This is a genomic window from Asanoa sp. NPDC049573, assembly GCF_040676615.1.
Lineage (GTDB): Bacteria > Actinomycetota > Actinomycetes > Mycobacteriales > Micromonosporaceae > Asanoa.
On the sequence record NZ_JBFAPI010000004.1, the window covers coordinates 31,229 to 42,562 of the forward strand.

Genomic DNA, 11,334 nt, shown 5'->3' on the forward strand with positions numbered 1-11,334 from the left:
ACCGTCGGTGGGCGGCCGGCAGCCCGTGTGACGCTCGCGCTCTTGGAAGCGCTGAGAACGAGGAAGGTTCGTCCGTACGGGGAAAGGGTCTGTTCGTTGTTCGGGAAAAACCGGGTAGTTCGGTCATTGGTGCTGGTCGCGGCGATCGCGGGACTCGGCGGGTGCGGCGGTGGCGACGAGCCCGGGTCCGCCGCGGAGTGGGTGGCGGCGCCACCCTCCGCTCCGCCGCCATCCAGCACCGGCCCGGCGCGGCTCGCGAAGATCAGTTCGGCCTGCAAGCTGCTGTCGGCGGACGCGCTGGTCGATGTTCTCGGCTCGAAAACCGGATCGAAACTGAAGGCCCGCGAGTTGCCGGTCGACAAGTCCGACGGCGAGGTCGCCTACACCTGCGCGTATGGGAAGGATGGCCAGGAGCCGTTCGCGTTGACCGTGTCGACGCGGCCGGGCAAGGCCGACGCCGCGGAGAAGACGATCGACAACATCGCGACCGGGGTCGGCGTGAAGACCACGCCCGTCGAGGATCTGGGTGCGGCCGGCGTCGGCTATGTCAAGGACGGCTTCCGGATCGTGGCGGTGACCGTCCCGTACGAGGAGAATCTGCGCCTGGTCCTCTTCGCCGCGCCACAGATCGTGCCGCAGCAGAAGCTGGAAGAGGTCGCCGGGAAAGTGGTGGCGAAGATCTGAGCTCGCGCGCCGCGGCTAGCCGCGGACAGGAGCGGCGACACGTCGGCGCTCGGCGATGTCGGCCAGCCGTTGGAGCATTTCGTTGCTGCGCGGCCGGAGCAGAACAGAGTGAAGCGCGTGCGGAACCAACCGTCCGATGCCGGCCGTGAGGTCGTAGGACAGGGTCACCCGGGTGTACGCGTCAACCGGCTCGAGTTCCAGCAGGACAGTCGCTTCGCCGAGCGGCCACGCGCGGGCATGAAGTTCGAGCATGCGTCCCGGAACAACCGCGGACACCACGGTCTCGTCCTTGATATGCAGGGGCCACGGCCCCACCTGATGGTGGAGCGTGGCCCCGACGGCGGGCCAGTCGGCGTCGACCGCGCTGATGTGCGAGGCGCCGACCACCCAGCTGGCATAACTCCAACCATCGGCCAGCACCGCGAAAACCCGTTCCGGGTGGGCCTTGACGACGCCCGACGTTGTTGCCACCGTAACCCCCGCGCCGACACCGGCGGTCTGCGCTCGCGTTCCCGGCGTGCGGACGGCTAAACGTCCCGGCACCTGCCACGCCGATCTGGTGGCCCCGCTACCGCTCGATGTCGGAGAACAGCCCCGTGAAAGTCACGTGTGTTCCCACGAGGGCACCGAACATAGAAGCGGCGGCGGGCGTGGTGACCGCGGCCGAGGCGTCCTCGTAGCTGTCGAAGTACAGGTCGAGCGTTCGGTAAGCGGGCGTGGGCGTGCCGTCCTCCTTCGGCCACACCTTGGCCGACTCGACCCGTTGGAGCTTCGGCAGGCCTTCCGCGGCCTGCCGCACCTCCGCGTACGCCTTCTCGAACTCTTCAGGGTCCGCCGGGTTGTCGACGATCAACGTGATCTTGGTTGGCACGGTGCCTCCTTCTCTGTCGGGTGGCGCAGCGTTGCCACCCACCCGATGCTGACCCAACGCGACGACGTCACGCAGGCGTTCACGCCGGGCTCCCGCTCAGTTGGCCCTGGCCGAGCGGCTCAGCCGGATGGCGGCGACGAGGAAGAAGATGGCGCCGGGGATGGCGTAGCCGACGGCGTTGGTCAGCGCCGGGTCGTCGCCTGAGGCCGCCACGACGAACGACCCACCGGCGAGCACCGATAGGCCGCCGCTGATGATCATGGGCCACTGGCCACCCATCCCGCGGCGGGAGACCCCGACGATCAGCTGCACCACCCCGGCCACCACCGCCCAGAGACCCCACACGCGCAGGACCGCGGGGATGCCGGACGCGCCGGCCACGGCCAGAGCGACCGCGGCGAGCAGGCTGACCACGATGTTGACGGACAGCAGCCTGTGCGGCCCCGTGGTCCGCGACGAGCGACGGTCGATGACCGCGGCCGCCGCGTCGACCAACGGGTAGATCACGAGAAGCGTGGCCGCGAGCACGCTGAGCTCGTCGGCGATCGCGAACGTCACGACGGCCCAGACGATCGCGAACGCGAAGCGGGCGAAGTAGAGCCGCCGGAGCGCGGCCGCCGTCGTCGAGAACCGAGGTGCGGTGACGGTGGTCATGGTCAGCCTTTCGGTGGTTCACAAGGAGAACGAACGTTCTGTCTGACCTCACGATGACAACACGGTTCGCGCTTGTCAAGACGGAACGTTCTATCCGCTAGGATGGGCCCATGGATCGCAGCGAAACCGGGACCCGGCCGTCCGAGGCACGACTCCGGCTCCTGACCACGGCGACCCGGGTCTTCTACACGGAGGGCATCCACTCGGTCGGCGTCGACCGGATCATCGCCGAGGCGAAGGTGACCCGGGCCACCTTCTATCGGCACTTCCCTGGCAAGGAAGACCTTGTGGTCGCCTATCTGCGCAGCGCCGACCAGGGCATCCGCGCCCAGGTGGAAACGGCCATCGCCGCTGGGGCACCGGCGAGTGACACCGTCCGGGCCGTCGCGTCGGCGATCGCCGACGGCATCCGGTCGCCCGGCTTTCGGGGCTGCGCCTTCCTGAACGCGGTGGCCGAGTATCCCGATCCCACCCACCCCGTGCATCAGGCCGTCCTCGCCCACCGGGCCTGGTTCCTCGACACAGTCAGCACCCTGATGGCGGGCATCGAGGCGACCGGCGCCGATGCGGCCGCCCGACATTTCGTCATGCTCCGCGACGGCGCCATGGCCGCCGGCTGCCTGTTCGACCCGGCCGCGATCTGCGAGACGTTCCTGCGCGGTGTCGACGGGCTCGTCGAAGCCCACGGCTCGCGCCAGCCAGCCTGACCGCCGCGGCCAGCCCGAGCTAGGAGCGGGCCTTGCGATCGGCCCGGCTGTTGGCCTTCTGGATCGCCTTGACGAGGTCCGCCTTGGACATCGTGGTGCGGCCGGCGATGTCGAGCCGTCGCGCGACGTCGATGAGGTGCTTCTTCGACGCGTTGGCATCGACGCCGGAGGCCGTTTCCGCCGGCTGGGCGCGGTTGCTCCGCGCCGCCTGCGCGTCGCTCGGCCCCCGCTTACGCTTCGGCTCCCAGTGGTCTCCGACCTTCTCGAACGAGTGTTTGACGGCGGCGAACGCGGTCCGGTGGGCGCGTTCACCTTCGCCGTACTCGGCCACGGCCGCGTCGTGTGCCTTGGCGTAGGTGTCCTGCGCCTTCTTCGGCGAGCGCTTCAGTGTGCTCGGCATGTCTTCTCGAGCGGGCATGCTTCCCTCCGCTGGCTGACCGCCGCTGCAGCAGGTGACAAAGGACGATCCCGTCGACGAAGCGGCGGACCTACGACCGGTCCTCGCCGCGCCGGGCGCCGGGCTGGTGGGCCGGTCCCACTCCAGGATCGCTCCGTTCGGTCTGTCGCGTCTCGTCGGCTGGCTGCTCGTCGGCGGGCAGGCCGGTCGCGCCGCCGGGCGTCTGGTCGGGATCGGCCGAGGACATGTCCTCGTCCTCGGCCGGCCCGGTGGCCCCACCGACCTTCGCGCCGCCCTTGGTGGTGGCGTCCTTCCCGCGGGTCTCGGCGGACTGCCGCCGGCCCTCGTAGGGTGGGACGGCCTTGCCCTCGGTGTCGATGCCGTCTGGTGTGTTCGGATCTGCGGCCATGATTACCTCCGGTGGTGATGACGCGTCGTGCCCGCGCCTCAGCCGGTCCAGCTTCGACCTCCACCGTACTCCGGCGATTCGGACGAAATGGTCGATAATCCCCCTTTCCTGAGTGGACAAACTGGAGGTTTGAAGTCTTCCCGCTCGGGCATCCCGCGCCCGGCCCCCCTTTCCTGGGGGCGATCATGGGGAGGAAGACATGTCACGGAGGGTTCGCAGCGTCGCGATCACCGCGACGATCTCGTTGGCACTGGCCGGGTGCGGCGGCGTCGGCGGCGGAGACGACGGCGACGACGCGGCCGGCAAGGGCGCGATCACCACACTGGGTTTCAGCCTGCCCGACGAGATCGCCACGACCCGGGTGGACACCTTCAAGAAGGCCCACCCCGACATCCAGGTGACCATCACCGAGGGCGCCTTCGACGAGCAGCAGTTCCTGTCCGCCGTCGCGTCGGGCAACCCGCCGGACCTGGTCTACATGAACCGCAAACTGGTCGGCACCTACGCCAAACAGGGATCCGTGCTCCCTCTCGACGACTGCATAGCCACGCAGCACATCAACATGGCCCAGTACCGCCCGGCCGCGAAGGACGAGGTGACGCTCGCGGGCAAGGTCTACGGCATCCCCGAGTTCTACAGCGTCCGCGTCGTCTACATGAACGAGAAGATCCTGCGCGAGGCGGGCCTGTCCCCCGACGACATCGACCTCGCCGACTGGGCCGCCCTCCCGGCGCTGAACGCCAAGCTGGCCAAGGTCCAGGGCGGCAAGGTGAGCCGCATCGGTATCGACCCGAAGCTACCCGAGTTCCTGCCGATGTGGGCCAAGGCCAACGGCGCCGACCTGATCTCCGCCGACGGCAGGACCGCCCACCTCGACGACCCCAAGGTCGCCGAGGCGCTGCAGACCGGGCTGTCCCTCATCGACGCCCAGGGCGGCTGGGGCAACTTCAAGGCCTTCCGCGACACCTTCGACTTCTTCGGCGCGCAGAGCCCCGTGGCGAAGAACCAGATCGCCGTCTGGCCGATGGAGGACTGGTTCCTCAATGTGGCGGCTCGCGAGACACCCGACGCCGAAGTCGCCGTGCGTCCGTTCGTCGACCGGGCCGGCAACCCGCTCACCTTTGCGTCGGGTTCGGCCTGGGTCATCCCGAAGGGTGCCAAGAACCCGGACGCGGCCTGCACGTTCGCCAAGACGATGACGGCCACCGACACCTGGGTCGCGGCGGCGAAGGCCCGCGTCGACCAGCGCAAGGCCGACAACGAAGCGTTCACGGGCCTCTACACCGCGAACGTCGACGCCGACAAGCGCATCTTCGCCGAGCTCTACAAACCGAGCGGCAACAAGCGCTTCGACGACGCCGTGCAGACCATCCTCTCGGTCCAGGACAAGGGCTTCTCACTGCCGGCGTCCCCGGCCGGCGCCGAGTTCGACAAGGCCTGGTACGACGCCGCGAACCGTGCCCTGTCGGGGCAGGGCGACGCGAGCACGGCACTGCGCCGGGGCCAGCAGGAGGCGGCGTCCGCACTGGCCAAGGCCGCGGGCTAGACCATGGCCAAGAGGGCAACCCTGGCCAGGCGTGAGTCGCGGTGGGCACTTCTGTTCCTGGCGCCCTGGGTCATCGGGTTCCTGGTGTTCTACGCCGGCCCGATGGTGGCGAGCCTGTGGCTGAGCTTCACCGACTATGACGTCATCAACGCGCCGACGTTCGTCGGCCTCGACAACTACCGGCAGATGATGTCCGATCCGATGGTCGCGCGCAGCCTCGGCAACACCGTCTACTTCACGCTGCTGCACGTTCCGCTGACCATGGCGATCTCGCTGGGCCTGGCGCTGCTGCTCACCCGCATCGGCCGGTTGTCGGGCTTCTTCCGGACGGTCTTCTACCTACCGGTGATGACGCCCGCGGTCGCCGTCGGGATCCTGTTCCTCCTGCTGCTCAACACCCAGGACGGGATGATCAACCGGTTCCTCGGCTGGTTCGGGATCGACGGACCGAGCTGGACGACCGACCCCCACTGGGTCATGCCGGGCATCGTGCTGATGAGCCTGTGGAGTCTGGGCTCCACCGTGATCCTCTACCTCGCGGCCCTGCAGAACGTTCCGCGTGAGCTGCACGAAGCCGCCACGGTGGACGGCGCCAGCGCGTGGCAGCGGTTCCGGTCGGTGACCGTGCCGATGATCTCCGGCACGCTGTTCTTCACCCTGATCGTCAACACGATCGCCTCGCTGCAGATGTTCAGCGAGGTCTACACGATGTATTTCGGCAACCAGGCCACGCAGCAGCGCTTCAACGCCGACGCGGCGACGTTCTACGTCATCTACCTCTTCCAGCAGGCGTTCCAGTTCCTCCACATGGGATTCGCCTCGGCCATGGCCTGGCTGCTGTTCCTGGTGATCCTGCTGATCACCATCGTCCAGGTCCGGGTGTCCAAGCGGTGGGTCTACTACGAAGGCGAGCAGTCATGACCGTCTCCGCCGACAGCCGGGCCGCCTCCGCCTCCGTACCCGCGCCGATGCCGAACGAGAGGGCAACCCGGCCGCGCCCGACCGAACCGGAGCGACGCGGACCATGGCGGGTCGCGTTCGTGGCGGCACTGGTGATCGCGGCCGTCATCTTCCTCCTGCCATTCGTCTGGCTGGTCAGCGCGTCGCTGCGCGAGCCCGGGTTCGTCTTCGCGCGGGGCTTTCTGCCGACCCCGTTCTCCCCCGGCAATTACCAGGAGGCATTCGACGCGGTGCCCCTTCCGCTGTGGCTGTTCAACAGCACGGTCGTGGGAGTCGCCGCCGCCGTGACGGTGACGCTGTCCAGCGCCTGGGTGGCATTCGGATTCGCCTACTTCCGCTTCCCGGGACGAAATCTGCTGTTCGGCCTCGTGCTGGCCACGATGATGCTGCCGTTCGCGGTCACGATGATTCCGACGTACCTGATCTGGTCGGAACTGCGGTTGACCGATACCCAGGTGCCCCTCTGGGCGGGCAACCTCTTCGGTTCGGCGTTCTACATCTTCCTGCTGCGGCAGTTCCTGCTGTCGTTGCCCCGGGAGCTGTTCGATGCCGCCCGCGTCGACGGGGTCTCCTACCCCGGGCTGTTCTGGCGGGTGGCGTTCCCGTTGATCCGCCCAGCGCTGTTGGTGGTGCTCGTGTTCGAGTTCAAGGCCAGCTGGACGGACCTGATGAAACCCTTGATCTACCTGCGGGACGAGAACCTGTTCACCCTGCCGCGCGGGCTCAAGGTCGTTCTGGACCGCTTCGGGTACGGCGGAGAGCAGGACTGGCACATCGTGCTCGCCGGCAGCGTCATCGCCACCCTGCCCATGATCATCATCTTCTTCCTCGCCCAACGCCACTTCGTCGAAGGCATCGCCACCACCGGCCGCAAAGGCTGAAACAGGCCCCTATACCCCGACACGGAGGAGATCCGGAGGCTAGCATTTAGGGAGGTTTCGCACTCTTCTACCGCGAAACCGGTCATTGCTCGCACGTCCAGGGAGAGACTCGCCGATGACTGAGAAGCCTGGTTCGCATCTCGAGGAGGAGCCTCAGGAGGCCCGCGGTGCGAAGGGGTCGCGAGACGCCGGCACCCGTAAGCCCGCGGACGGCGCGGACCGGCCCAAGGGCCATGCCGACAAGAAGGCCGACACCTCCATCGATCCGAAGGGGGCGCAGGATCCGGATGCGCCCAATCTGCAGAGTGGACGCTGAGCGTCCGGGTACGAAGACTCGGCGCGAGGGGGCCCGCTGAAGGGCCCCCTCGCTCGGGGTCAGGGCTTGAGCACCACCTTGATACAGCCGTCCTGCTTCTCCTTGAAGATGTCGTAGCCGTGCGGCGCCTCGTCGAGCGGCAGCCGGTGGGTGACCAGGTCCTCGGTGCCGAGGGGGTCACCGTCGCCGGCGAGGGCCGGCATGATCTCGTCGACCCAGCGCTTCACGTGTGCCTGCCCCATCCGCAACGTGACGCCCTTGTCGAAGAGGTCCATCATGGGCAGCGGGTTGGCCTGGCCGCCGTAGACACCGATGATCGACACGGTGCCGGCCCGGCGCACGCTGGCGAAGGCCGTGTTGAGCGCGGCCAACCGGTCGACGCCGGCCTTCTCCACCGCGGCCCGCGCGACCTTGTCCGGCAGCAGGCCGGCGGCCCGCTGGGCGGCGTGCTGCAGCGGCGAACCGTGCGCCTCCATCCCGACCGCGTCGATGACGCCGTCGGCGCCCCGACCGGACGTCAGATCCATGATCGCTTCGGGTACGTCGTCGACGTCACGGGTGTCCACCACGTCGATGCCGTGCCGGCGGGCCATCTCGAGCCGCTCCGGAACGCTGTCGACCGCGATCACCCGGTCGGCGCCGAGGTGGCGCGCCACCCGGGCGGCCATCTGGCCGATCGGGCCGAGCCCGATGACCGCGCAGGACCCACCCTTCGGGACATCGGCGAAGCGCACGGCCTGCCACGCGGTCGGCAGCACGTCGGAGAGGAAGAGAAACCGCTCGTCGGGATACTCCGCCGGCACCTTGATCGGCCCGAACGTCGCCTGCGGGACCCGTAGGTATTCCGCCTGTGCGCCCGGCACCTGACCGTAGAGCTTGGTGTAACCGAACAGGGCCGCGCCCTTGCCCTGGTCGCGGACCTGGGTCGTCTCGCATTGGGCGAACCAGCCGTTACGGCACATCCAGCAATGTCCACAGGAGATGTTGAACGGGATCACCACGCGGTCGCCCGGCTTGATGTGCGTGACCTCGGCGCCCACCTCTTCGACGATGCCCATCGGCTCGTGGCCGAGGATGTCGCCGGGATCGAGATACATGCCGAGGACGTCGTAGAGGTGCAGGTCCGAGCCGCAGATCGCGGTGGAGGTGAGCTTGACGATGGCGTCGGTCGGCTCCTGGATCCGGGGATCCGGGACCTCCTCGACGGAGACCTTCGTCGTGCCCTGCCAGGTGAGGGCCTTCACGGGATGCCTCCTGTTCCGCTAGAGGATGGGCTTGCCGCCGGTGACCGGCACGATGGCGCCGGAGATGTAGCTGGCCTCGTCGGAGGCGAGCAGCACATACACCGGGGCGAGTTCACGGGGCTGGCCCGGCCGGCCGAGCGGGGTGTTCTTGCCGAACTCGGCGACCTGCTCGGGTGGCATGGTCGACGGGATCAACGGCGTCCAGATCGGGCCGGGCGCGACGGCGTTGACGCGGATGCCGCGGTCGCCGAGCATCTGCGCGAGGCCGGCGGTGAAGTTGGCGATCGCGCCCTTCGTGGTCGCGTACGGCAGCAGGGTCGGTTTCGGGGTGTCGTAGTTGATGGAACTGGTGTTGATGATCGACGCGCCCTCACCCAGGTGCGGCAAGGCGGCCTGCACCAGCCGGAACATCGCGGTGATGTTGGTGTCGAACGTGTGCTGCCACTCCTCGTCGGTGACCTCTTCGAGAGTCTCGTGGGTCATCTGGAACGCGGCGTTGTTGACCAGCACGTCGATCCCGCCGAGGTCCGCGACGGCGCGGTCGACGACGGCCTGGCACTGCGCGCGTTGCGACAGGTCGCCCGGCACGAGGACGGCGGTACGCCCCGCGGCCTCGACGAGCTTCGCGGTCTCCCGGGCGTCGTCGTCTTCGTTGAGGTAGGAGATGAGGACGTCGGCCCCTTCCCGGGCGAACGCGATCGCCACCGCACGACCGATGCCGCTGTCGCCACCGGTCACGACCGCCTTCTTTCCTTGCAGGCGCCCGCTGCCGCGGTAACTGTCCTCGCCGTGATCGGGCTTCTCGCGCATCGCGCCGAGGGTCCCTGGCGGTTCCTGCCGCGGCTCACCCTGCGCCCCGCCGGCCATGTCGATCGCCTCCCGTCGGTGTTGGGGTTGGTGGTGGTTGTGTGCCCGGCTCCCGGTCGATCAAACGCCGGGAAACCGGACAAAAGCCCGGCATGAATCGCGGTTCGGCGGGTACCGGTCGGCCATGAAGGTTGTCGTGGTGGGCGCGTCCGGAAACGTCGGCTCGGCCGTCCTCCGGCGACTCGCGCAGGAGCCCTCGGTCACCGAGCTCGTCGGTGTGGCGCGGCGGGTGCCCTCGCCCGGCGCCGGCGCACCGTACGACGGGGTCGACTGGTGGTCGATCGACGCCGGCGAACCCAGCGCGGTCAGCGCGCTCACCTATGCGGCCCGCGGTGCCGCCGCGGTGATCCACCTGCTCTGGCAGATCCAACCGAGCCACGAACAGGCCAGGTTGCGCCGCACCAACGTGCAGGGCGCCGCCAACATGGCGGAGGCCGCCGTCCGGGCCGGCGTGCCGGCCATGGTCGTCGCGTCGTCGGTCGGGACCTACGCGCCCGGCCCCAAGGACGAGCGCGTCGACGAGTCGTGGCCGACGACCGGCGTGCGCTGGTCGACCTACAGCCGCGACAAGGTGCACGTGGAGCGGCTCCTGGACGAGGTGGAGCGGCGCCATCCCGAGCTTCGGGTGGTGCGCATGCGGCCGGGACTGACCTTCCAGCGCGATGCCGCGTCGGAGATCGCCCGCCTGTTCATCGGGCCGCTCGCCCCGCTGAGCCTGCTCGGCAAGGGCCGCCTGCCCGTGGTCCCCGGCGGCCCGCGGTTGCGGGTGCAGGGCGTGCACGCCAACGACGTCGCGGACGCCTACGTCCGCGCTGTCCTGTCGGACGTGCGGGGCGCCTTCAACCTCGCCGCCGATCCGGTGCTCGACGGCCCAGCGGTCGCCGGCCGCTACCACGGCCGGGTGGTGCCCGTGCCGGTGCCACTGCTGCGGGCCGCCGCGGCCGCCACCTGGGCGGCCCGGCTGCAGCCGGTCGAGCCTGGCTGGATCGACCTGGCCGCCGGCGTACCGCTGCTCTCGTCGGCGCGGGCAACAGCTGATCTCGGCTGGAAGCCGCGGGTCGACGCCCTCGACGCGCTCGCCGAACTGTTCACCGGCATGGCCGACCGCGCCGGCGCGCCCACGGCGGCGCTACGCGAGCGTCTCCCGGCCCCTGCGCGCCTGGCCAGCCTGCTCGCCGGCCGCCTGCCCGGGCACGGCGACCCCTACTGACCTTTCCTGCCGGCCGAAGCTGATCCAGAGGTTGGTCCGCCGGCCCTCGGGTACCTGCCTGGTAGGAACCCGACAGAAGGGAGCAGACCACATGTCCACGGCCAGGGAGATCATGACCGCCGACGCCACGTGCGTCGGCGAAGACGAGAGCGTGGCGGTGGCCGCCCGCAAGATGGCCGAGCTCAACGTCGGGTCGTTGCCGATATGCGGCACCGACAACCGGCTCAAGGGCATGCTGACCGACCGCGACATCGTGGTGAAGGTGCTCGCCGCCGGCCGAAACCCCGAGCAGGTGCGGGCCGGTGAACTCGGGCAGGGCAAGCCGATCACGATCGGCGCCGACGACGACGCCGAGGAGATCCTCCGGACGATGGGCAGCCACCAGGTGCGCCGGCTGCCGGTGATCGACGGGCACGACCTCGTCGGCATCGTCGCCGTGGCCGACGTGGCGCGGGCGCTGCCCGACAAGCCGGTCGGCGCGCTGCTCGACGCGATCAGCGACAGCTGAGACCCGGCCTCACAGGTGCCCCGGGCGCGGCCCGGGGCACCTGCGGGCATCCTGATGTGATTCGCCGCCCCTGCAGGGTA

The 11,334-nt window shown here is 69.2% G+C and carries 15 protein-coding genes; 8 read left to right on the forward strand and 7 right to left on the reverse strand.

What is annotated here, in order from left to right:
* Positions 1 to 27: 27 nt before the first annotated feature.
* Positions 28 to 684 (forward strand): hypothetical protein, encoded by a 657-nt coding sequence (locus AB0J74_RS10225; RefSeq protein ID WP_363446682.1) that lies wholly within the window; start codon positions 28 to 30, stop codon positions 682 to 684.
* 15 nt (positions 685 to 699) lie between these two features.
* Here the strand turns inward: AB0J74_RS10225 and AB0J74_RS10230 are convergent, their stop codons facing one another.
* The 3 genes from AB0J74_RS10230 to AB0J74_RS10240 form a co-directional block, all read right to left on the reverse strand.
* Positions 700 to 1,155, reverse strand: a complete 456-nt coding sequence (locus AB0J74_RS10230; RefSeq protein ID WP_363446684.1) for an SRPBCC family protein — start codon at positions 1,153 to 1,155, stop codon at positions 700 to 702.
* A 97-nt stretch (positions 1,156 to 1,252) separates the two neighbouring features.
* Positions 1,253 to 1,555 (reverse strand): hypothetical protein, encoded by a 303-nt coding sequence (locus AB0J74_RS10235; protein ID WP_363446686.1) that lies wholly within the window; start codon positions 1,553 to 1,555, stop codon positions 1,253 to 1,255.
* Between the two features lie 96 nt (positions 1,556 to 1,651).
* A complete protein-coding gene (locus AB0J74_RS10240) occupies positions 1,652 to 2,209 on the reverse strand; it encodes a hypothetical protein (RefSeq protein WP_363446688.1) in 558 nt (185 codons plus the stop codon).
* Positions 2,210 to 2,319: 110 nt separating this feature from the next.
* On the opposite strand from AB0J74_RS10240, the gene AB0J74_RS10245 reads away from it, so the two are divergent.
* A complete protein-coding gene (locus tag AB0J74_RS10245) occupies positions 2,320 to 2,916 on the forward strand; it encodes a TetR/AcrR family transcriptional regulator (RefSeq protein ID WP_363446690.1) in 597 nt (198 codons plus the stop codon).
* A 19-nt stretch (positions 2,917 to 2,935) separates the two neighbouring features.
* On the opposite strand, the gene AB0J74_RS10250 is transcribed toward AB0J74_RS10245, so the two are convergent.
* Complete coding sequence (locus AB0J74_RS10250) at positions 2,936 to 3,334, reverse strand: ChaB family protein (protein WP_363446692.1); 399 nt, start codon at positions 3,332 to 3,334, stop codon at positions 2,936 to 2,938.
* A gap of 70 nt (positions 3,335 to 3,404) precedes the next feature.
* A complete protein-coding gene (locus AB0J74_RS10255; RefSeq protein WP_363446694.1) occupies positions 3,405 to 3,722 on the reverse strand; it encodes a hypothetical protein in 318 nt (105 codons plus the stop codon).
* A gap of 199 nt (positions 3,723 to 3,921) precedes the next feature.
* Between AB0J74_RS10255 and AB0J74_RS10260 the strand changes: the two genes are divergently transcribed.
* The 4 genes from AB0J74_RS10260 to AB0J74_RS10275 all read left to right on the forward strand — a co-directional run bounded on the left by AB0J74_RS10260 (position 3,922) and on the right by AB0J74_RS10275 (position 7,425).
* Complete coding sequence (locus AB0J74_RS10260) at positions 3,922 to 5,268, forward strand: extracellular solute-binding protein (RefSeq protein WP_363446695.1); 1,347 nt, start codon at positions 3,922 to 3,924, stop codon at positions 5,266 to 5,268.
* Positions 5,269 to 5,271: 3 nt separating this feature from the next.
* Positions 5,272 to 6,189, forward strand: a complete 918-nt coding sequence (locus tag AB0J74_RS10265; RefSeq protein WP_363446697.1) for a sugar ABC transporter permease — start codon at positions 5,272 to 5,274, stop codon at positions 6,187 to 6,189.
* Entirely contained in the window at positions 6,186 to 7,109 is a 924-nt protein-coding gene (locus AB0J74_RS10270) for a carbohydrate ABC transporter permease (RefSeq protein WP_363446699.1), read from the forward strand. Before AB0J74_RS10265 ends, AB0J74_RS10270 begins: the two co-directional genes overlap by 4 nt.
* Before the next feature lie 115 nt (positions 7,110 to 7,224).
* Complete coding sequence (locus tag AB0J74_RS10275; RefSeq protein WP_363446701.1) at positions 7,225 to 7,425, forward strand: hypothetical protein; 201 nt, start codon at positions 7,225 to 7,227, stop codon at positions 7,423 to 7,425.
* 59 nt (positions 7,426 to 7,484) lie between these two features.
* On the opposite strand, the gene AB0J74_RS10280 is transcribed toward AB0J74_RS10275, so the two are convergent.
* Together AB0J74_RS10280 and AB0J74_RS10285 are read right to left on the reverse strand one after the other, a co-directional pair.
* A complete protein-coding gene (locus AB0J74_RS10280) occupies positions 7,485 to 8,669 on the reverse strand; it encodes a zinc-dependent alcohol dehydrogenase (protein ID WP_363446703.1) in 1,185 nt (394 codons plus the stop codon).
* An 18-nt stretch (positions 8,670 to 8,687) separates the two neighbouring features.
* Positions 8,688 to 9,479 (reverse strand): glucose 1-dehydrogenase, encoded by a 792-nt coding sequence (locus AB0J74_RS10285; RefSeq protein ID WP_363446705.1) that lies wholly within the window; start codon positions 9,477 to 9,479, stop codon positions 8,688 to 8,690.
* A gap of 181 nt (positions 9,480 to 9,660) precedes the next feature.
* On the opposite strand from AB0J74_RS10285, the gene AB0J74_RS10290 reads away from it, so the two are divergent.
* Positions 9,661 to 10,746 carry an NAD-dependent epimerase/dehydratase family protein gene (locus tag AB0J74_RS10290; RefSeq protein ID WP_363446707.1) on the forward strand — a complete coding sequence of 362 codons (1,086 nt, stop codon included), beginning with the start codon at positions 9,661 to 9,663 and terminating at the stop codon, positions 10,744 to 10,746.
* Between the two features lie 91 nt (positions 10,747 to 10,837).
* Positions 10,838 to 11,254: a CBS domain-containing protein gene (locus tag AB0J74_RS10295; protein WP_363446709.1), complete on the forward strand. Its 417-nt coding sequence runs from the start codon at positions 10,838 to 10,840 to the stop codon at positions 11,252 to 11,254.
* Positions 11,255 to 11,334 lie beyond the last annotated feature (80 nt).